This window comes from Candidatus Acetatifactor stercoripullorum, assembly GCF_944382095.1.
GTDB classification, from domain to species: Bacteria; Bacillota; Clostridia; order Lachnospirales; family Lachnospiraceae; genus Acetatifactor; species Acetatifactor stercoripullorum.
Genome location: NZ_CALWMU010000009.1, coordinates 25,594 through 47,660, shown reverse-complemented (window position 1 = coordinate 47,660; position 22,067 = coordinate 25,594). Strand labels below are relative to the sequence as shown.

General features: G+C 49.0%; 19 protein-coding genes. 18 read left to right on the top strand and 1 reads right to left on the bottom strand.

Annotation, left to right across the window (positions count from 1 at the left end; all coding sequences use genetic code 11):
• The first annotated feature begins 43 nt into the window (after positions 1-43).
• From SHK35_RS04225 to SHK35_RS04175, 11 genes are all read left to right on the top strand, one after another.
• Entirely contained in the window at positions 44-3,505 is a 3,462-nt protein-coding gene (locus tag SHK35_RS04225) for a glycosyl hydrolase 53 family protein (RefSeq protein ID WP_318708746.1), read from the top strand.
• 167 nt (positions 3,506-3,672) lie between these two features.
• A complete protein-coding gene (gene lepB / locus SHK35_RS04220) occupies positions 3,673-4,254 on the top strand; it encodes a signal peptidase I (protein WP_318704146.1) in 582 nt (193 codons plus the stop codon).
• Positions 4,255-4,274: 20 nt separating this feature from the next.
• Positions 4,275-5,132 carry a ribosome biogenesis GTPase YlqF gene (gene ylqF, locus SHK35_RS04215; RefSeq protein ID WP_318704148.1) on the top strand — a complete coding sequence of 286 codons (858 nt, stop codon included), beginning with the start codon at positions 4,275-4,277 and terminating at the stop codon, positions 5,130-5,132.
• Positions 5,133-5,138: 6 nt separating this feature from the next.
• Positions 5,139-5,684 (top strand): signal peptidase I, encoded by a 546-nt coding sequence (gene lepB, locus SHK35_RS04210; RefSeq protein WP_318704150.1) that lies wholly within the window; start codon positions 5,139-5,141, stop codon positions 5,682-5,684.
• A gap of 19 nt (positions 5,685-5,703) precedes the next feature.
• Positions 5,704-6,465, top strand: coding sequence for a ribonuclease HII (locus tag SHK35_RS04205; protein ID WP_318708743.1), 762 nt, complete (start codon positions 5,704-5,706; stop codon positions 6,463-6,465).
• 15 nt (positions 6,466-6,480) lie between these two features.
• Complete coding sequence (locus SHK35_RS04200) at positions 6,481-8,235, top strand: flagellar hook-length control protein FliK (protein WP_318708740.1); 1,755 nt, start codon at positions 6,481-6,483, stop codon at positions 8,233-8,235.
• 15 nt (positions 8,236-8,250) lie between these two features.
• Entirely contained in the window at positions 8,251-8,547 is a 297-nt protein-coding gene (locus tag SHK35_RS04195) for an EscU/YscU/HrcU family type III secretion system export apparatus switch protein (RefSeq protein WP_318704155.1), read from the top strand.
• Positions 8,548-8,577: 30 nt separating this feature from the next.
• Positions 8,578-8,943: a YraN family protein gene (locus tag SHK35_RS04190; RefSeq protein ID WP_318704156.1), complete on the top strand. Its 366-nt coding sequence runs from the start codon at positions 8,578-8,580 to the stop codon at positions 8,941-8,943.
• Positions 8,944-8,946: 3 nt separating this feature from the next.
• Positions 8,947-9,873: a peptidoglycan editing factor PgeF gene (pgeF, locus tag SHK35_RS04185; protein WP_330638169.1), complete on the top strand. Its 927-nt coding sequence runs from the start codon at positions 8,947-8,949 to the stop codon at positions 9,871-9,873.
• Between the two features lie 6 nt (positions 9,874-9,879).
• Positions 9,880-10,572 (top strand): response regulator transcription factor, encoded by a 693-nt coding sequence (locus SHK35_RS04180; protein WP_318704157.1) that lies wholly within the window; start codon positions 9,880-9,882, stop codon positions 10,570-10,572.
• Between the two features lie 12 nt (positions 10,573-10,584).
• A complete protein-coding gene (locus SHK35_RS04175; protein ID WP_318708738.1) occupies positions 10,585-13,254 on the top strand; it encodes a sensor histidine kinase in 2,670 nt (889 codons plus the stop codon).
• A 48-nt stretch (positions 13,255-13,302) separates the two neighbouring features.
• Here SHK35_RS04175 and SHK35_RS04170 read toward each other — a convergent pair whose 3' ends face one another.
• Positions 13,303-14,505 (bottom strand): ribose-phosphate pyrophosphokinase, encoded by a 1,203-nt coding sequence (locus SHK35_RS04170; RefSeq protein ID WP_318704159.1) that lies wholly within the window; start codon positions 14,503-14,505, stop codon positions 13,303-13,305.
• A 261-nt stretch (positions 14,506-14,766) separates the two neighbouring features.
• On the opposite strand from SHK35_RS04170, the gene SHK35_RS04165 reads away from it, so the two are divergent.
• The 7 genes from SHK35_RS04165 to plsY all read left to right on the top strand — a co-directional run bounded on the left by SHK35_RS04165 (position 14,767) and on the right by plsY (position 22,061).
• Positions 14,767-15,819, top strand: coding sequence for an inorganic phosphate transporter (locus tag SHK35_RS04165; protein WP_318708736.1), 1,053 nt, complete (start codon positions 14,767-14,769; stop codon positions 15,817-15,819).
• A 49-nt stretch (positions 15,820-15,868) separates the two neighbouring features.
• Complete coding sequence (locus SHK35_RS04160) at positions 15,869-16,492, top strand: DUF47 domain-containing protein (protein ID WP_318704163.1); 624 nt, start codon at positions 15,869-15,871, stop codon at positions 16,490-16,492.
• Positions 16,493-16,598: 106 nt separating this feature from the next.
• The gene (locus tag SHK35_RS04155) at positions 16,599-17,957 is read left to right on the top strand and encodes an SLC13 family permease (RefSeq protein ID WP_318708733.1); all 1,359 of its coding nucleotides are present in this window, start codon (positions 16,599-16,601) and stop codon (positions 17,955-17,957) included.
• Positions 17,958-18,011: 54 nt separating this feature from the next.
• Complete coding sequence (locus SHK35_RS04150) at positions 18,012-18,620, top strand: cytidylate kinase-like family protein (protein ID WP_318704167.1); 609 nt, start codon at positions 18,012-18,014, stop codon at positions 18,618-18,620.
• A 73-nt stretch (positions 18,621-18,693) separates the two neighbouring features.
• The gene (locus SHK35_RS04145; RefSeq protein ID WP_318708731.1) at positions 18,694-20,037 is read left to right on the top strand and encodes a DUF512 domain-containing protein; all 1,344 of its coding nucleotides are present in this window, start codon (positions 18,694-18,696) and stop codon (positions 20,035-20,037) included.
• A gap of 15 nt (positions 20,038-20,052) precedes the next feature.
• A complete protein-coding gene (gene der, locus SHK35_RS04140) occupies positions 20,053-21,390 on the top strand; it encodes a ribosome biogenesis GTPase Der (RefSeq protein WP_318704170.1) in 1,338 nt (445 codons plus the stop codon).
• A gap of 2 nt (positions 21,391-21,392) precedes the next feature.
• Positions 21,393-22,061: a glycerol-3-phosphate 1-O-acyltransferase PlsY gene (gene plsY / locus SHK35_RS04135; RefSeq protein ID WP_318708729.1), complete on the top strand. Its 669-nt coding sequence runs from the start codon at positions 21,393-21,395 to the stop codon at positions 22,059-22,061.
• Positions 22,062-22,067 lie beyond the last annotated feature (6 nt).

Below are 22,067 nucleotides of genomic sequence, written 5' to 3'. Positions count from 1 at the left end.
TGCGCAATTGCTTATTGTGCAGTCGCCTGTCAGGGAGGAAAGTGTGAAAAAAGAAAAAGAAAGGTATGGGGCAGGTATGACAAGACGGTTGGTAAAAAAAGGGGTTCTTTGTTTTGTGCTGTCAATGGCGCTGATTCTGGGGGGCGTCTGGCCGATGCAGCAGGCCAGGGCGGATGCACAGACGGTATCGGGAGGAGATGGGCAGACGGTGTCAGGCGGAGATGTGTCGGCCTTAAGTGAAAACGGCTCAGATGCAGGAACTGTTTCCTGGACGGCCACACAGCTGATTACAAACGGAGATTTTGAGATTCCTGACAATTCCCAGGGGTGGGATGATTATGCTTCGGAATGGGAAATCAGTATTTCGGGAGATAATGCAAGCGGTTATGGGTACGAGACAAAAATAGATACATATGCTTCTAATAACACCAGCAGGATATTCAATTACTATAACAACAGTACTACCCAGACGGCAGCTTTTTCTATGGAGAGAACCATTGAGAATGTGCCTGCTGGCACTTATAAGCTGCGCTTTGACCAGGAAGGAGAGGCTGCAACATCAGGGCTTTCCCTTTCTGTGACTTACGGGCAGGTCAATCTGCAGATGGATCTTCCGGCAACAGCAGGCTGGGATGTATGGGCCCAGTTGGAGACGGAAGCCTTTACACTGACAGAAGCTGGCAGCGTGACCATTTCCCTGTCCGGAGATATTGCGTGCGGATACTGGGGAGATTTTGACAATTTTGTTTTGATGCAGGGCACGCAGCCGGAAGAGGATGTGGAGCCGGTGGATGCGGGGATTTACGTGGAGCGGGTGGCAAATCTGCCCGACGATTTTATAAGCGGCATGGACGTGTCCTCCTATGTATCCTTAGGGCAGAGCGGTGTCACTTTTTATAATTTTGAAGGAGAGGTGCTGGACGACCAGGGATTTTTTGACTTATTGGCCGACTGCGGCGTAAACTACATCCGCGTCCGGGTCTGGAACGATCCCTATAACGCAGATAGAAACGGCTATGGCGGGGGAAACAACGATCTGGATAAAGCTGTAACAATCGGCAAGTGGGCCACCGAGGCAGGAATGAAGGTGCTGGTGGACTTCCATTATTCTGACTTTTGGGCGGACCCGGCCAAGCAGAAGGAGCCTAAGGAATGGGCGGAGCTGTCCATTGATGAAAAGGTACAGAAGGTAGAAGAATATACCTACGAAAGCTTGATCACACTGCTGGATGCAGGCGTGGATGTGGGGATGGTTCAGGTTGGAAATGAAACCAATGGACAAATCTGCGGGGAATCTGAGTGGGAAAATATGGCCCGGATTTTTAACGCGGGAAGCGCGGCCGTAAGAAGCGCGGCTACGAATATGGGAAAAGATATCTCCGTGGTTCTGCACTTTGCAAATCCGGAAACCAGTGGGCGTTATGCCGAATATGCCCGGAATTTGGATGCTTACAATGTAGATTATGATATTTTTGCTTCCTCCTATTATCCCTATTGGCATGGAACCATTTCCAATTTAAAAAGTGTACTGGGAAATATTGCACAGACCTATGGGAAAGAGGTGATGGTGGCCGAGACCTCCTGGTGCTATACCTATGAGGACGGAGATGGACATGAAAACACCATTTTTGAAGGGAAAACAGGAATCGACCTGCCCTATGAGGTTTGTCTGCAGGGGCAGGCAAATGAAATGCGGGATGTGATCAATGCCGTTTCAGAGATTCAGGGTGTCGGCGTATTTTACTGGGAGCCGGCATGGCTTCCGGTGCAGGTGTATGATGAGGATGCACAGGACGCGGAGGAAATCCTTAACAGGAATAAAGAGCTCTGGGAAAGCTATGGTTCCGGCTGGGCTTCCTCTTATTCCGCGGAGTATGACCCTGATGATGCGGGGGTTTGGTATGGCGGAAGCGCCGTAGACAATCAGGCCTTGTTTGATTTTACGGGACATCCTCTGGAAACTCTGAAAATGTTCCAGTATGTGAAAACGGGAACCAACGCTCCCAATGTGATCACCACCATAAATAATATTTCCCTTACGGCGCAGATGGGTCAGGAGGTGTCGCTTCCGGAGACAGTGGAGGCCAATTATTCCCACGGAGACCAGATTCCTGTTTCTGTTACGTGGGATCAGGAAAAGCTGGAAGAGGCGCTGCTTGCGGGGGTGGGTACCTATGAAATTACGGGGACTGTTTCTGCGGATGGAGGAACCTATCAGGTGAAATGCACCTTGACCATAGAGCCTGCAAATCTTTTGTCCAATCCGGGCTTTGAGGATGCGGATATGAGTATGTGGAGTATCGTGGACCAGGGAGGAAGCGTAGGAAGAAAAGCGGATTCCAGCAATGTGAGAACGGGAAGCTACTGCCTGCATTTCTGGGATGATGAGGAAATTTCCTATACGGTGGAGCAGGAAGTGGTGCTGGATGCGGGCGTCTATGCCTTTGGCGGCTACCTGCAGGGCGGCGATGCCGGGGAGGAAGCGGCCTTTGCATTGTATGCAGAATGTGAGGGCGAGACCTGCACGGCGCAGACCCAGGTAAACGGCTGGCAGAATTGGCTGAACCCGGTTGTGGAGAATATAGTGGTTTCAGAGGATGGAACGACCATTACGGTAGGGATTTCTGCAAAAGCGCAGGCGCAGGCCTGGGGGTCATGGGATGACCTTTATCTGTACCAGACAAAAGCCGGGGACTCTTCTGAAGATACAGGGGATCAGGAGGATACAGATACCCCTGAGGATACAGGAGACCAGGAGGAGGCAGACACCCCTGAGGACACAGGAGACCAGGAGGAGACAGACACCCCCGAGGACACAGGAGATCAAGAGGAGACAGGCACTTCTGGAGAAACTGAAAATCAGGGCGGTACAGGTGCATCCCAGCCGTCGGCCCAGGAAGGCGGAGCGGGTAATCAAAGAAGCACTGCTCTGGACTGGGAAGCTGTGGGAAACAGTGTACAGGAACGTCTCGCTGCCCTGGAAGAAAATACTGCTGTAGCTGATGTGAATATGAATTTTGTTTCAGAGGAGGAAGTACAGGTTCCGGCAGAGGTGCTGTCATCCATTCAGGGAAGGGAAATCACTCTGGCCTTCCACAATGGCCGGGGGGCGGCTGTAAGCGTAAGAGGCATGGAGCTGACAAATTCTGTGCTGGCAGGCCTTGGGGCCCAGGGTACCGTGAACCTGACGGTAGTATGTGATGAGGAAAATGTGCCGGAGAGACTTTTGCGCACGGGAACACGAAACACCTTGTCTTACAGGCAGTTTTCTGTGAAAAATGCAGGTGAAATAAATATCCCTGTGAACATTCACATTGCGGTGGGACAGGAGTATGCCGGGAAATATGCAAATTGGTACAGACTGGATGAACGACGCCGGGTGCTGGTTTATGAGGGATCATACCAGGTGACCAGAGGCGGGCAGGCCATGTTTGCCATAGACCGGGGCGGAGCGTATCTGCTGACGGTCACCGATGAAAAACCGGATGCGAATGGCGAAGGCTGAACTGTTATTTTATATGGGAGACATCATGATTCTTTGCAGTCATGATGTCTCTTTTCATAGTGCCTTGTTTCCTGCATCCCCCGGTTTTTATCACCGCCCTCTTTTCCCATCGGAAAAAATGTGTTATACTATGTTGGATAATCACAGGAACAAAACAGGAAGGAATCATGGCAAGGCACAACAGAGGACTCAGCTTTTATAAGAGAAGGAAGAAGATAAGCCAGGCGGCAGTGCGGGAAATATTCAGCTGGATTTTCGGCATACTTGCCTCTGTTTTTATTGCGGCAGCGGCCAGCTTTTTCTTTGGCATGACCATAGAGGTGGTAGGTATTTCCATGGAGCCTTCCCTGTATAATGGTCAAACAATACTTGTGGACCGGTTTCTGTATATTTTATCCTCCCCCAGGCGGGGAGATGTGGTGGTGTTCCTTCCAAATGGCAATGAAAAATCCCATTATTATATAAAACGGGTAGTGGGCGTTCCGGGGGACACTTTAAGCATTCAGGATGGAGTCCTTTATGTGAATGGACTTGAGAGCGAATGGGTCACGGAGAAGATTCTTGACCCGGGAATTGCCGGGAACAGCTATGTTTTGGAGAGCGGAGAATATTTCTGCATAGGGGACAATCCAAACAACAGCGAAGACAGCCGATCGGCCAATATCGGTCCCGTGCGGGAGGAAAATATGATTGGGAAAGCATGGTTTCACATGGCGTGTGAGGAATCAGGCATGGGCTTCGTAAAATAACAGACAGAGGTATTTACAATATGAATTATCAATGGTATCCGGGTCATATGACGAAGGCAAAGCGTATGATGCAGGAAAATATAAAGCTGATCGACCTGATTATTGAGCTGGTGGATGCACGTATTCCCTTAAGCAGCAGAAATCCGGATATTGATGAGCTGGGAAAGAATAAGACTCGGATTCTTCTTTTAAACAAAGCGGATATGGCTGATCCTGTCTACAACAGCCAGTGGATCCGGTATTTTGAGAATAGAGGAATGTATGTGCTGGAGGTAAATTCCAGGGCCGGCACAGGAGTGAAAAACATACAGGGGCTTGTCAGGGAAGCCTGCAGGGAAAAAATAGAAAGGGACAAAAAAAGAGGTATTGTAAACAGGCCGGTGAGGGCTATGGTGGCGGGGATACCCAATGTTGGGAAGTCAACCTTTATCAATACCTTTGCCGGGAAGGCCTGCACAAAGACGGGGAATAAGCCTGGAGTCACCAAGGGAAAGCAGTGGATACGGCTGAATAAAAATCTGGAGCTTTTGGATACGCCGGGGATTCTGTGGCCGAAATTTGAGGATCAGGAGGTAGGCAGGAGGCTGGCTTTTATAGGCTCCATGAATGATGAAATACTGCTCAAGGGGGAACTGGCCTGTGACTTGATCAAAGTGCTCAGGCAGCTTTATCCGGATGCCTTAAGCAGCCGCTACGACATAGAGCTTCGGGGAGAAGAGCCGGAGATTCTTAAGGAAATTGCCAGGAGCAGAAAATGCTATTCCAAGGGGGAAAGCCTGGATATGGAGAAGGCTTCCGCTATTTTGCTGGAGGATTTCAGGAGCGGCAGACTGGGAAGAATTACACTGGAGCAGCCAGATGAAGGATGCGAGGATTAAACAGATATGAATAAAGTAATGAAAGAAATGCTTACCACGGGCTTGTATCTTTTATGTGTGCTGTGCATTACTTACCTGATTATTACCTTTGTGGGACAGCGCACTGAGGTGGAGGGGGAATCTATGGAGACGACCCTTTCCGACGGAGACAATCTAATTGTGGATAAGATTACTTACCGTTTCAGTGACCCTCAGAGATTTGATATCATTGTGTTTCCCTTTCAATATCAGGAGAATACCTATTATATCAAGCGCATTATCGGACTTCCGGGGGAGACCGTGCAGATTGATCAGAACGGAACGATCTATATTAACGGGGAAATTCTTGTGGAAAATTACGGCAAAGAGGTAATTCGTGCGGACAACAGGGGAATTGCGGCAAATCCGGTTGTTTTAGGAGAGGATGAGTATTTTGTCATGGGAGATAACCGCAATAACAGCAGTGACAGCCGCACGGAAATTGTGGGGAATATCCATAGGGATGACATTATCGGCAGAGCCTGGCTGAGAATATGGCCCCTTTCTGAATTCGGCATTCTAAAGCACCAATGACGCAGAGGTGAAGGGATACATGAAAAAGATTGAGGAGATCAGGGAACTGTTTCAGGCAGCTTGTTTCGATGAGCTGCCTGAATTAATAGAAAGCTATGAAAGGGATGCAAGGCAGGGCGTGCAAAAGCTGGTAAGCTCTGCACAAAAAAAGCTGACCCTTTTGGAGAAAGAGAAAGAGAGACTGGAAGGACTTAAGGTCTATGAAAAAAAGTATGACAGCTATGGAGCCATCTGCGGTGTAGACGAGGCGGGAAGAGGTCCCCTTGCCGGGCCGGTGGTGGCGGGGGCTGTGATTCTGCCAGGAGATTGTGATATTTTATATATAAACGATTCTAAGAAGCTGTCCGAAAAAAAGAGAGAAGAGCTGTACGATGTGATTGCCGGGAGGGCCAGAGCCTGGGCAGTGGGGATTGTGCTGCCTGAGAGAATTGATGAAATCAATATTCTGCAGGCTACCTACGAGGCAATGCGCCAGGCCATAGGAAAGCTTACACTTATGCCAAAGCTTCTTTTGAACGATGCGGTGACCATTCCCGGAGTGGATATCCCACAGGTGCCCATTATCAAGGGAGACGCCAAGAGTATTTCCATAGGAGCTGCCAGTATTATGGCCAAGGTCACAAGGGACAGGATCATGCGGGAATATGACAGCATTTTTCCGCAGTACGGTTTTGCGGAAAACAAGGGCTACGGCAGCCTGGCGCATTTGGAGGCGCTGCGCAAATATGGTCCCACTCCCATCCATCGGAAAAGCTTTATCAAAAACTTTGTGACGGATTAAGATTTGAGGAAGCCTATGAAACTGACACAGCTATTTACGGGAGAAAAGCAGATAGAGGATGCAGCCAGGGCAAAGAAAGAGGCTGGGAGCGCCGGAACGGGAAGCAAAGCTTCCTTGGGACGGCAGATACGTGCGCTTGTACCAGGGCAGACCCTTCGGGGAGAGGTTATCTCCAGAAACGGCAGTGAGGTCTCTGTGCGCCTTGCAGAGGATATGGTGATAAACGCCAGAGTGGAGCGCAGTCTGAATCTGGAAACCGGAAAAAATATGACCTTTGAGGTAAAAAACAACGGAAGCACATTGGTTTTGAGCCCTCTGTTTGAAAATATGGCAGCCGACGCAAACGTGCTGAAGGCCATTGAAATGGCAGGACTGCCTGTGAATGACACCACAGTATCCATGACAGAGCTCCTCATGAGGGCAGGACTTTCCATTGATAAAAATACCCTTCAGCAGGTATACAGAGAGGCGGGAAGCTTTCCTGACGCAAGCGTAGAGGACATTGTAGACCTGCACAAGCTGGGGCTTCCTGTGAATGAAAATAATCTGGCGCAGATTGCTTCCTATAAAAATTTTACCTATCAGCTGGAGACGGGGCTTTACAGCCTGATGCAGGAGCTTCCCGGAATGCTTGCAGAGATGGCGGCAAAAGGTGATGTGCAGGGGGCGGTCAGGCTTCTGCGGGAGATTTTTTCTTTGCTGCAGGAAACAGCGATGCCTGCCGGGGAGGCTTCTTTGACAGCAGAACAGCTTCCTTCGGGATTAAATGGAACAGTCCAAATATTGGCACAGGAAAGTCCGTCTGGGCAGGCTGTGCTTGAAGCGGTGTTTGGACAGCAAGGCAAGGGACAGCCGACGGTACAGCCTGGCATGGAACAAGTGCAGGCCAGCCAGGGCCAGACAGAACAGGGACAAATATTGATACAGCAGAGGCCGGAAGAGCAGGCAGCGGCCCAGCATGGGCCGGGAGGACAGTCAGAGATAGAACAGGGAGCAGCACAGACGGAACAGGCGCCGGTGCAGCAGAGCCTGACAGAGCAGCCGGCAGGGAACCGTCCCTCCATGGGAACTGCCCTGGAACCGTCCCTGGAGAGCCTTCTGAAACAACTGTGGGCTGAAAAGGGTTTGGGGAAGGAAAGCGTCATAAGAGAAATCCGGGCGGCTCTTTCGCAAAACCTGCAGGAGAGCTTTACGCTGACCCTGGAGGAGGCCTCGGATTTAGGGCAGGTGGAAAGGTTTTATCAGCGGCTGGGCCGACAGCTGAAGGCCCTGACACAGGTATTGGAGGAAGGGGGGCAGACGGCCTCCGGAGCTTTTAAGGCTGTTTCAAATCTTTCCGGAAATCTGGATTTCCTACAGCAGGTAAATCAGCTTTTTACATATATACAGCTTCCGCTCAGGCTGCAGCAGGGCGGCGCCCACGGAGATTTGTATGTTTTTACCAACAAAAAAAATCTTGCGGCATCCAAGGGGTCCCTCAGCGCACTGCTTCATCTGGATATGGAGCATCTTGGGCCGGTGGATGTGTATGTGACAATGCAGAGTGAAAGGGTAAGCACACGGTTTTATGTAAAGGACGAGGAAATGCTGGACTTTTTGGAGCAGCATATGGAGCTTTTGACAAAGCGGCTGCAGAAAAAGGGCTATGACTGCAGCTTTTCCATGCAGGTGAGGGAAGAAAAGGAAAAGAAGACAGGGGGCATGGAACCTTTCCTGGGACAGGAAAGCCATGTGCCCATGGCACATTATGCTTTTGATATGAGAGCATAAGAGAAGGCGGAAGGGATGAGAGGAGACGTGGCAGAAAAGGAAAACAGGACAAAACAGGCGATTGCTCTGGAGTATGATCCCAGTGAGGAAGCGCCAAAGGTAATCGCCAGCGGCAAGGGGATTTTGGCGGAAAGGATCATTGAAAGAGCAAAGGAGCATGACGTACCCATCCACAGAGACGACAAGCTGGCTGATACACTGTCCCGGCTGCAGATCGGCGATATGATACCGCCGGAGCTTTACGAGGTGGTGGCGGAAATTCTGGTTTTTGTGGATTCTATGGATAAGCTGAGAAGCAAAATGAAAAAATGACAGAGCAAATGAGCTGTAGAAGGGGTGAATTTGAATCAACGGGAAACAGGGACAAAAAAGGAACAGCTTGCAGCGGCATATCTTAAGCAGCGGGGAGTGAGAATCCTGAAACAAAATTTTCGGGGCAGACAGGGAGAGATCGATATTGTGGGGATTCACCAGGGGTATCTGGTGTTTGTGGAGGTAAAGTATCGCAGAACCCACAGCATGGGAGGCGCGCTGGAGGCTGTAACGTTAAAAAAGCAGCAGAAAATCTGCAGAACGGCAGATTTTTACCGCTGCAGCCAGGGAATTGGAGATTTTGCGCCAGTGCGCTATGATGTGGTCGCCATACAGGGAGAGGAAATCCGCTGGATAAAAAATGCTTTTCCACACAGGTATGCAGGAGGAAAATAATTTGTGTTTCAGATAGTGAGAGAAGAGAGAGCATCAGGAAAGGTTTTGAAGCAAAACTGCATGGGAGGGGTGGAGTATCTTACATTTCCGGCCCTTGAGGCTTCTGGACTTGTGGAGCATTTGTTCAGTACTCGTCTGGGAGGGTGCAGCAAGGGGATTTTTTCCTCCATGAATCTGAGCTTTGAAAGAGGTGATGACCAAGGGGACGTGCTTTCTAATTATGAACGCATTGCAAAGATTCTTCACTGCAGTGCAGAGGACATGGTTTCGTCGAAGCAGACCCATACGGTAAATATCCGGCTGGTGACGCAGGCAGACCGGGGAAAGGGGATTGTACGGCCTCTTGACTATACGGATGTGGATGGTCTGATCACGAAGGAGAGGGGAATTGCCCTGGTGACCACCTATGCGGATTGTGTGCCCCTTTATTTTCTGGACCCGGTTCATGAGGTGATCGGGCTTGCCCACTCCGGCTGGCGGGGAACTGTGATGGAGATGGGAAGGCATATGGCAGAGGCCATGTCTGAAAATTTCAATACCAGACCTGAGGAGCTGATTGCTGCCATAGGTCCCGCCATCTGTAGTGACTGTTACCAGGTGGGAGACGATGTGGCCAGGCAGTTTAAAGAGATGGAAGCGGGCTTTTCGGACTTTCTGGAGGAAATCTGGGAAAAGGGAACCTTGACCGGAAGGGGAGGAAGCCTGCCCCGGGTTTTGCGGCCCGGAGGCGTTTGCGGAAAATATCAGCTGAATCTGTGGCTCGCCAATTTGCTGATTCTTAGAAAGGCGGGAATCCCCCTTGAGAGGATATCTGTGGCAGATGTCTGTACCTGCCATAACCCTTCCTATTTGTTTTCCCACAGGTCATCTGGTGGCAGAAGAGGAAATCTTGGTGCGTTTTTGATGTTGAAAAAGAAACCGGAGGAATAGGTTAAAATGGCAAATATTTTAGTTTGTGACGATGACAGGGAAATTGTGGAGGCCATCGAAATTTATTTAAGTCAGGACGGTTACCGTATTTTCAAGGCATATGACGGCGAGCAGGCTATGGAGATTTTAAGGAAAGAGGAAATTCAGCTGTTGATCATGGACGTAATGATGCCGAAGCTGGATGGAATCCGCGCTACCTTGAAAATCCGGGAAAACAGCAGTATCCCTATTATTATCCTGTCGGCAAAGTCGGAGGATGCGGACAAGATACTGGGGCTGAACATTGGGGCGGACGATTATATTACAAAGCCCTTCAATCCACTGGAGCTTGTGGCAAGGGTAAAGTCCAATCTGCGGCGTTATACCTCTCTGGGCAGTCTAAGCGGTGAGAGCAAATCCGTTTATCAGGTAGGAGGATTGGTGATAAACGATGATAACAAGCAGGTGACTGTGGACGGCGAGCCCGTGAAGCTGACTCCCATTGAATATAATATTCTGCTGCTCTTGGTGAAGAATCAGGGCAGAGTGTTTTCCATTAATCAGATATACGAGAGCATTTGGAATGAGGATGCCATCGGGGCGGATAACACGGTTGCCGTGCATATCCGGCATATCAGGGAAAAAATAGAAATCAACCCCAAGGAGCCACGATACATTAAGGTAGTGTGGGGCGTGGGATATAAGGTAGACAAGCAGTAGAAGCGAGGAGTCATGAAAAAGCCGACGTTTAAACGATTAGGACTGGAACTCATACAGCATCTGATGGCTATGGGAATTATGATTGCCATAGCTGGAATTTTATTTCATTCTTTTTTGACGGTGGAGTCTTTGCATGGAGTGAAAACCTATCAGATCGATCCTTTTTACACAGAGCCTGTCTTTGAGGATTCAGAGGTTTATCAGGATATCTTCAGGACGGCGGTGTCCGATGTCATGCGCCTGGCAGCCATAAAGTCCCAGCTTGAAACAGATGGAGAATTTGATCCCGGCAAGGAAGTGGATGTGACTGCGTTTGCAGAAAAAAGAGGGCTGGGAAACGACTGCGCCATAACTGCGGTATATGAGCTGGAGGATTTGATCAAATGGGGAAGAAACGGAGTGGAATACAATAACAGAGTGATGAGCATGTCCGATTTTTTGAATTATTTCGGACAGGTGGTTTCTGCGGAAAACTTTGCTCTGGATGAAAACGGACAGCTTTATTTCCGGGGATTTTATACGGGAAGGGCTGAAGTGGTGGACTGGGATGCGGAGATGCCGGAGATGAGGGCAGAGGAGGAAGTGGCCGCCATAGAGGAAGCTCTGGGGGAATATACCACTGAACAGCTGGAGGATATGGCGTTTTCCTATATTATGGCGGAATATCCCGATGAGATCAGCGTATCCCGGGAGGATGACGGCAGCTTGAATGTATATTTCCCGCTGCTGGTGTGCAGGTATGAGACTGTGGACGGTGAGAGACAGCTGATTTCCTATGCGGATAACTGGGTGGATTATATGAAGCTGCAGGCAAACCTTACGGAGGCCATTGAAACCCTTACGGCAGAATATCAGCAGTATCAGGCCTGTAATGCGCTTTATCAGGAGGGGAATACCAATCTGATGTATATGGTGCGCATGACGGTTGACGAAGTCACGAGAACCTATACCAATGTGTCACAGCTTATGGAGGAGCCGGACAGTGAGGTGACGGAATACTTTTCCGAATACAGAAGATATCTCATTTATTATCCGGACAGCCTGGAGTTTACCGGCAATACGGTTTTGAGTGAGGATGAAATCCATCAGTATATTCAGGAGTATGCCTATGCGTATCCGGAGACCACGCACATCTGGATAGGTGTGGATAACACCTATGCCGTTTCCGGGGATGCCTTTTACAATGCACACAGCGCCTTTGACAGGATCGTGCCCAATATAGGGGTGATTACGGCGGCAATTATTGTTCAGGCCCTTGTATGGCTGAGTCTCTGGGTGTATTTGACCGCTACTGCAGGTGTGGGCATGGATGAAACCGGGAACCGGGTGAAGTACTTAAACGGCATAGATCATGTCTGGACGGAGCTGTGGGTGATTCTTGGCATTCTTGTCTGGTATGCAGCACTCTGGGGACGGGATCAGCTTCTTGAAATCGCAGATTCCGTATTCGCAGATTATGCAAGATTGTCCGGAGGGTTCATGCTGTATGAATACGGCTGCTTTGGAGCCTACGGCATCTGCGTGAGCGTGTTTTTCAGTCTGATTTGGTACAGTCTGGCACGGCGCCTGCGATGCGGAAATTTCTGGAGGGACAGCCTTCTATGCAGGCTTTTAACCTGCTGCAGGAATTTTGTGAAATTTATTTTCCGCCACAAAAATTCGGCGGTGAGTACCCTGATTCCTTATAATTTGTTTTTGTTTGCAAATTTTGCTGCGGTTATCCTTGTGTATATGCTGCAGGAGCATAAAATGCTGGCGGCTGGTGTGATTTTCCTGGCGGTGATTTTGGATGTGGCCATAGGAATGCTTTTGTTCCGCGACAACGGGGAACAGATTGAAATTGTGGAGGGCATCAACAGAATCCGGGACGGGGAAGTGGATTTTAAGCTGGACGTATCAAGCCTCCACGGAGCCAACAAGGAGATGGCGGATGCGGTGAACAATATTGGCGAGGGAATCCGCAAGGCGGTGAAAACCAGTATGAAGGATGAACAGATGAAAACGGATCTGATCACAAATGTGTCCCACGATATTAAGACGCCGCTCACCTCCATTATCAATTATGTGGATCTTTTAAAGCGGCTGAAAATAGAGGAGGAGCCAGCCAAAAGCTATATCAATATATTAGAGAGTAAATCTCAGCGCTTAAAACAGCTTACGGATGATCTGGTGGAGGCATCCAAAATATCCTCCGGCAGCATCGTGCTGAACAAGGAAAGACTGGATTTGACGGAGCTTTTACACCAGAGTATTGGGGAGTTTTCTGAAAAGCTGGAGGATAAGCAGCTTGAGATCGTATTTTCCGGTGGGGAACAGTCGGCCAATATTTATGCAGACAGCCGCAGAATGTGGAGAGTGATAGAAAATTTATTTCATAATATCTGTAAATATGCAATGAAAGGGACCAGGGTTTATCTGGATTTGACTGTGGAAAACGGCAGGGTCTGCACGGCCATTAAAAACATTTCCGAGAGCAGAATGAACATCAGTCCGGAAGAGCTGACGGAGCGATTCATCAGAGGAGATGAATCCAGAAGTGAAGAGGGCAGCGGATTGGGACTGTCCATTGCAAAAAGTCTGGTACAGCTTCAGGGAGGAGAATTTACAATTTACCTGGACGGGGATCTCTTCAAGGTGGTCATAGAATTTCCGGAGTATGCTGGCAACCTGCAAGAAACTTGATATAAAGGGAAACGGCGCAGCCTTAGATGGCTGTGCCGTTTCCTCAATTTAGTCGCGGGTCAGAAACTCTATATTGGTGCGGTTATTGTATGCCTCCAGAATACCATGTATCTTCTCGGTTGTGGCAAGCGCATTGGAGAGAGAGACATCGTGATTCATAAAATCGATGAGGGAGGCGATAAATTTACTCATATCCGCCTCGATAAAATAGGGCCTGGAATAAAGCTCCGGAGGAAGATAGGTAAGATCCGTGGTCACCACCTTGTCAAAATAGCCCTGTTCATAGGCTTTATCAAAAGCATCCAGGCCGTCGGTGAATAAACCGAAGGTGCAGCAGATAAATACCCGGCGGGCATTCATGCGCTTTAACTGCTTAGCGGTGTCCAGCATACTGCCGCCTGAGGAAATCATATCGTCAATAATAATGATATCCTTTCCGTCGATGTTGTCTCCCAGAAATTCATGGGCCACAATAGGGTTTTTTCCGTTGACGATGGTGGAATAGTCGCGTCTTTTATAAAACATGCCGGTGTCTACGCCCAGCACACTGGAAAAATAGATGGCCCGGTCCAAGGCTCCTTCGTCGGGACTGATGACGATCAGGTGCTCCTTATCCACCAGCAGATCATCCTCTGAATTTAAAAGTGCCTTGATGAACTGATAAGGCGGCGTAAAATTGTCAAAGCCGTTTAAGGGTGTGGCGTTCTGCACTCTGGGATCGTGGGCGTCGAAGGTGATAAAATTGCTCACTCCCATATCCCGAAGCTCCTCCAAAGCGTAAGCACAATCCAGGGATTCCCGTCCGCTTCTCTTGTGCTGCCTGCCCTCGTAGAGGAAGGGCATAATCACATTGATACGCTTGGCCTTGCCGTTGCAGGCGGCGATTACGCGCTTCAAATCCTGGTAATGGTCATCAGGAGACATGTGATTGGTGTAGCCGTTGATCGTGTAGGTGATACTGTGATTGCACACATCCACCAAAAGAAATAAATCTTTTCCCCGGATGCTTTCCCCGAAAACGGCCTTTGCCTCTCCGCTGCCGAAACGGGGAACCTGCAGATTTACAAGGTAATTTGATTCACTGTAACCGTGAAAGGCAGGATCACTTTTTACTTTTTCATTATGTATGCTTTTTCTGAATTCCACCAGATAATCATTAATCCGGCGCCCCATCCGCTCTGCGGAAGAGAGCGCTGCAATTTTTAGCGGAGCCACGGGCATGGCATTCTCAAGCTCGCGTAAATTAGGCATATGCTTCCTCCTGTAGGTAATCGCTATATAGATAAGAACAACAAACTTCGCTGACAATTCATTTATATCATTATGCCCGGGGCGCGTCAAGGAATAATTTGAGAGACGGCTTTTGGGGGAGGGGTTACGGTTCTTTACGTTTCCTTTACAATTCTTTTACATATTCTGTTGTTTCTTTTTACACCAGATGATATAATGATGATAACGGCCAGCCGGGAACAAACGGATTCCCGTTTCTTTTGAGGCCGCAGGAGGATAAAGGTGGATTTATCATTTGAACATTTCTGGGCGCAGCTGATGGGAAATCCGCTGCTGCTTCTTGCAGTGGTTTTAACGCTGGGAGTGATTCTGGTCAACGGCTGGACGGACGCACCCAATGCCATTGCAACCTGTGTTGTCACCAGATGTATGCCTGTGCGGGCAGCAATCATCATGGCGGCAGTCTTTAATTTTCTTGGTGTTTTTATTATGAGTATGGTGAATGCAACGGTGGCGGAGACCATAACCAAAATGGTGGATTTTGGCTCGGACTCTCATCAGGCCATTGTAGCATTAAGCGCGGCGCTGTTTGCCATTGTAGTCTGGGCTACCCTTGCCTGGTTTTTTGGCATTCCCACCAGCGAAAGCCATGCGCTGATCGCAGGTCTTACAGGGGGCGCCATTGCGCTTCACGGAAGCCTTGAGGGCGTAAACGGATCTGAGTGGATCAAGGTAGTGTACGGACTGGTCATTTCCGTGGTTCTTGGGTTTGGACTGGGGTGGCTTGTGTGCAAGTTTATTGTTTTTTTGTTTCGCCGGGCAAACCGGGCAAAGACAGAGAAGATTTTTCAAGCGGCTCAGATATTCGGAGCAGCATCCATGAGCTTCATGCACGGAGCTCAGGACGGACAGAAATTTATGGGGGTGATTCTGCTGAGCCTGCTTTTGGCCAACGGGCAAAGCACCTCTGAGGCGGTGGAAATGCCTGTGTGGCTTATGCTTTTGTGTTCTGTGGTCATGGGGCTTGGCACTTCCATCGGCGGCAAAAAAATCATAAAATCCGTGGGAATGGATATGGTAAAGCTGGAAAAGTATCAGGGGTTCTCGGCGGACATCGCTGCCTCCCTAAGCCTGTTGTTCAGCTCCGTTTTCGGCATACCGGTGTCCACTACGCATGCAAAGACCACAGCTATCATGGGAGTAGGGGCGGTAAAACGCATTTCTGCCATCAATTTTTCTGTGGTAAAGGAAATGGTGCTCACCTGGGTGCTCACTTTTCCGGGATGCGGCCTGATTGGATTTATTATGGCCAAAATTTTTATGGCGGTGTTCTGAGAAAATCAGAATCGGCGGATACATACTGAAAAAGAAAGGAAACACAGATATGGCAAGCAAAGCAGATCGCTTTTACTATGAAAATTTTAAGGAGGCAGCGGACTACTGCTGTAAGGCGGCGGATTACCTTGTGGAATGCCTTACCACCTACCGGCCGGACCGGATAAAAGATATGCTGGGGAAGATGCACGAGATTGAACACGCTGCGGATCAGAAAAAGCACGAAATGAGCGCCGCGCTGGCAAAGGCGTTTGTGACCCCCATTGACCGGGAGGATCTGGCGGAGCTGAGCCAGAATATCGACGAGGTCTGCGATGTAATAGAAGAGATTTTGCAGAGATTTTACGTGAACCAGATACAGTCCGCTACCCGGGACGGGATTCTGTTTGCAAAGAAGATAGCGGGATGCTGCCGTTTGATGAAGGATATGCTTTCCGAGCTGGAAAACTTTAAAAAGCCGGAAAAGCTTCATTCCATGATTGTGGAGCTGAATCATGCGGAAGAGGAGTGCGACGCCATATATCTGGAGTCGGCATTGCGGGTCCGGGACTTGAACACGGATGTGCTTGAGATCGTTGCATGGCGGGAAATCTACCATTGTATGGAGAGCTGTGCAGATGCATGCGAGCATGTTGCGGATTCGGTGGAAACCATCGTTATGAAAAATACCTAAAAAAGAGATTGACTATTGCCCTCTTCGGATTTACAATCATCAGGGTGTATACAAAATATATTGCACTGTAAATCAAGCTTTATTTACGCAGGAGGAGGCATAGAAAATGGCTGCACAGGTTTTGGCGATTCTTATTTTTCTTGCCATGTTCATTCTTATCATTACAGAGATTTGGGAAAGACATGTTATCACACTGGGCTGTGCTTTGCTGACGCTGGTTCTGGTGTTCGGATTTGGGATGCACAGCATGTCTGCCATTGTGGAAACCCTGAATGTGGGGAGCATCTTCACGCCCCAGTTCTGGTATACGGCCGGACAGTCGGGGGAAGCGTCAAGCGGCATCAACTGGGAAACCATTGTCTTTGTGGCGGGAATGATGATCATGGTGGAGGGAATGGCCCAGGTGGGATTTTTCCGCTGGCTTTGCATGCGGATTGCAAAGGCAGTAAAATACCAGGTGATTCCCATATTTCTCACTTTTATGATCCTGTCAGGATTTCTGGCTATGTTTATCGACAGTATCACCGTGATTCTTTTTTTGGCGGCAGTGACCGTAGAGCTGTCCCAGATGCTGAACTTCAACCCGGTTCCCATGATCCTGTCGGAAATTTTCTGCGCGAATCTGGGCGGTTCGGCAACTATGTGCGGAGACCCGCCCAATATTATCATAGGAACCTCTCTGGGATATTCCTTTTCAGACTTTATCACCAATACCGGATTGATTGCGGGTGTGTCCCTGATTGCGGTGATTCTTTATTTTTACCTGGTATTTCACAGGCAGCTGCGGGCCCAGGCCGCAGCCGGCAGGGAGGCTGGGATTTCCGTGATGAAGCCGGAGGAGGCGATCACCAGCAAAAAGGGCTTTGTTATAAGCTGCATTATTTTTCTGTGTGCGGTTGTGCTGCTGGTCACCCATGCCCAGACAGGCCTTACGGTTTCTTTTATCGGCGTCCTGATCGGAGTGGTGACGCTGATTGCTTCTGGAAAGCAGGCCCCTACACTGCTTAAGCGGATTGATTATAAGACGCTTTTGTTCTTCATTGGATTATTTGTAGTGGTAGGGGGATTGGAGCAGACTGGCATTCTGCAGCTTATGGCTGCCTTTATTGGAAATATCAGCAATGGAAACGTTATGCTAATTTTGGCTATCATCCTATGGCTTTCTGCCATAGCCAGCGCTTTTATTGACAATATTCCCTTTGCTGCCACCATGATTCCCATTATCAACAGTCTTGCGGCAGCCCAGGGAGTGGATTTGTCCGTCCTGGCCTGGGCCCTTGCCATGGGAACCGATGTGGGTGGAAGCGCCACGCCTATTGGAGCCTCCGCCAATGTAGTGGGAATTGCCACGGCGGCTAAAAACGGACATATCATTAAATGGGGCAGGTATTGCAAGGTGATGGCGCCGGCCACCATTATGGTAGTAGCCATTTCCATGCTGATGATTTACTGGAGATATTTATAAATTTACGGTACTTGCAATTTGGAATGCGGGCAGAATCAAAAAGGAGGGAACAGGATGAAGGGACAGCTGATTATTTCCATCGGACGCGAATTCGGAAGCGGCGGGCATGAAATTGCCCAGAAACTGGCTGATCAGTACAAGCTGCCGCTGTATGATCATAATCTGCTGGATGAGCTTGCAGGACGTAATAACCTTGACGGGGATGTCTTAAAGGAGTTTGACGAAGCAGGACGAAAAAAGCTTTTGTCCCGGACTGTGAGGGGAATGAATAATTCTCCGGAGCAGAATGTGGCGCAGCTGCAGTTTGATTATCTGCGGAAAAAAGCAGATTCAGGGGAATCCTTTGTGATAGTGGGGCGCTGCTCTGAGACGATCCTTAAGGGAAATACGGGCTTGATATCCATTTTTGTGCTGGGCGACATGGAGACCAAGATTGAACGGATTATGAGGCTGTATCAAAAGTCGAGAAAGGATGCGGAGGAGCTGATTCTGGAGAAGGACAGAAAGCGCAAGAAGTATCACAACAGTCACTGCAGGATAAAGTGGGGAGATTCCAGAAATTATGATCTTTCCATCAACAGCAGCAGGCTGGGAATCGAAGAGAGCGTGAGGATACTGTCGCAGTATATTGATGCGAGAAGAAAAATGCAGGAAGCACAGTGAGGGGACGGTTCCGAAAGAACCGTCTTTTTCTCTGAAAGGGTTTTAAAGAAAAGGTTTCTTGGAAAGGAGCGGCATGCAGAAAAAGGGACATTTGGTAAAATCGGTGGCGCCGGGAAGCATAGCCCAGGAGATGGAGATAGAGCCTGGGGATAGAATTCTTGCCATTGACGATACGGAAATAGAGGACATTTTTGATTATCAATTTATGACCCAGAACGACTATCTTGAAGTTTTGCTGGAAAAGCGGGACGGAGAGCAGCTGATTTTAGAGATATATAAGGATTTTGAGGAGGATCTGGGAATCCTATTTGAAAATGGGCTTATGGATGAATACCGCCACTGCCGCAACAAATGTATTTTCTGCTTTATTGACCAGATGCCCAAAGGGATGCGGGAAACGCTGTATTTCAAGGACGATGATTCCCGTCTTTCTTTTCTGCAGGGGAATTATGTGACGCTCACAAATATGTCCGATCATGATATTGACAGAATCTGCAGATATCATCTGTCTCCCATCAATATATCCTTCCACACCATGAATCCCAAGCTTCGGTGCAGTATGCTGAATAACCGGTTTGCGGGGGAGGCCCTGAAGAAGGTGGATGTTTTAAATCAGGCCGGAATCCGCATGAACGGGCAGATTGTGCTGTGCAAAGGAATCAATGACGGGCAGGAGCTGGACTACAGTATAAGAAGGCTTATGGAGTATATTCCTAATTTGGAGAGTGTCTCCGTTGTGCCGGTGGGATTATCAAAATACCGGGAGGGGCTTTATCCATTGGAGCCCTTTGAAAAAGAGGACGCCTGTAAGGTCCTTGAAATGATCCATCATTATCAGAAGCTCTGCTATGAGAAGTTTGGAATCCATTTTATCCATGCAAGCGACGAGTGGTATATACTGGCGGGGGAAGAGCTGCCGGAGGAAGAACGATATGACGGTTATCTGCAACTGGAAAATGGCGTAGGCATGGTGCGCCTTCTTTTGAATGAATTCAGAGAGGCTCTCGATCAGCGCAGGAAGAGCGGGGAATGGTCTAAAAAGCGTTTAGACGGGACTGTCTTAGAATTATCCATGGCCACAGGGACGCTGGCCTATCCTTATATTGACCGGATGGTGAAGGAAGTAATGGAGGCTTTTCCCAATTATAAAATTTATCTTTATCCCATCACAAATCATTTTTTCGGAGAACGGATCACCGTGTCCGGGCTGCTCACGGGACAGGATATCAGGGACCAGCTTGCGGGGCGTAAGCTGGGGGAGCGGCTTTTGCTTCCCCAGAATGTGCTGCGCAGCGGAGAGGATGTATTTCTGGATGATCTGCATGTCTCAGATTTGGAAAAGGCTTTACAAGTTCCCGTTAATATTGTAAAATCAAGCGGATATGACTTTTTGGATGCAATCATGATTGACGGTTAAAAGAGGAGAAAAGAAATGGCGAAGAAAAGGAGCAAGCCCATAGTTGCAGTGGTAGGAAGGCCCAATGTGGGAAAGTCTACGCTGTTTAACGCTCTGGCAGGCAGCAATATATCGATTGTGAAGGATACGCCCGGCATCACCAGAGACCGGATTTATGCGGATATTTCCTGGCTGGATAAGACGTTTACGCTGATTGACACAGGCGGAATCGAGCCGGAGAGCAAGGATGTGATTCTCTCCCAGATGCGCGAGCAGGCTCAGATTGCCATCGACACGGCAGATGTGATCATCTTTCTGGTGGATGTAAAGCAAGGGCTTGTGGATGCGGACGCCAAGGTGGCGGATATGCTGCGCCGTTCCCATAAGCCTGTGGTGCTTGTGGTAAACAAGGTGGATAAATTTGATAAGTATATGGCCGACGTATACGAATTCTATAATCTTGGAATTGGAGATCCTCATCCTATTTCTGCCATAAACCGCATGGGGCTTGGGGATATGCTGGAAGAAGTGACGGCTCTGTTCGGGGAAGCCGGAGAAGAAGAGGAAGAGGACGACAGCGTCCGGGTTGCTATCGTGGGGAAACCAAATGTAGGTAAATCCTCTATTATCAACAAAATTCTTGGGGAGGACCGGCTGATCGTATCGGATATAGCGGGCACTACCAGGGACGCGGTGGACACGCCCCTTACCCGGAACGGAAAAAACTACATTTTTATTGATACGGCGGGACTGCGCCGGAAAAATAAAGTGAAGGAGGAGCTGGAGCGCTTTATGATCGTCCGCACGGTGGCTGCCGTAGAACGGGCGGAGGTTGTAGTGCTTGTAATTGATGCCGGAGAGGGCGTTACGGAACAGGACGCCAAGATTGCGGGCATTGCCCATGACAGAGGAAAGGCGGTAATCATTGCGGTAAACAAATGGGATTCCATTGAAAAGGACGATAAAACCATTTACCGTTTTACGGAAAGAATAAGGAACGTGCTGTCCTTTATGTCCTATGCTGAAATTGTCTTTATTTCCGCAAAGACAGGGCAAAGACTGCCGAAGCTCTTTGAGACCATAGATATGGTCAGCGAAAACCATGCCATGCGTGTGGCTACCGGTGTGCTCAACGAGATCATGTCGGAGGCTGTGGCAATGCAGCAGCCCCCGTCGGACAAGGGGAAGAGACTGCGGCTTTATTATATTACCCAGGCTTCCGTAAAGCCGCCAACCTTTGTGATTTTTGTGAACGACAAGGAGCTGATGCACTTTTCCTACACCAGATATATTGAAAACCAGATCCGGGAGACCTTCGGCTTCCGGGGGACGCCCATGCGGTTCATTATAAGAGAACGAAAGGAAAACAAGTGATCATGGAACGAGCAATCTGTTTGCTGATTGGTTATGTGTTTGGGTTGTTTCAGACGGCATTTTTTTACGGAAAGGCTCATGGGATCGACATCCGTCAGTACGGAAGCGGCAATTCCGGTACTACAAATGCCCTGCGGGTGCTTGGCACCAAGGCCGGGCTCATCGTTTTTGCCGGGGACTGCCTTAAATGTGTGGCGGCGGTGGTGATCGTGCGTCTGCTGTATGGCACGGCACATTCAGACATCATTTATCTTCTCTGTCTCTATGCGGGAGCGGGAGCCATTCTGGGGCACAATTTTCCCTTTTACATGGGATTTAAGGGAGGGAAAGGAATCGCCGCCACGGCGGGGATGATTCTGGCCTTTCATCCCTACTTTATCGTGGTGGCTGCCCTGTTGTTTTTCGGCACCTTTTTTTCCACCCACTATGTGTCTTTGGGGTCACTGCTGGTTTACGCAGGCTTTATGATAGAAATGATCGTCTGCGGACAGCTTGGAGTTTTTGGCTCCATGAGCCAGGGGCAGCTTCTGGAAATGTATGCAGTGGCGGCGTTTCTGACAGTTATGGCATACTGGAAGCATAGGCAGAACATTGTGCGGCTGCTTCACGGAGAAGAGAGAAAGACTTATCTTTTTAAGAAGAATAAGGTAGATGTGGAAAAAAAGAATTGAGAGCGG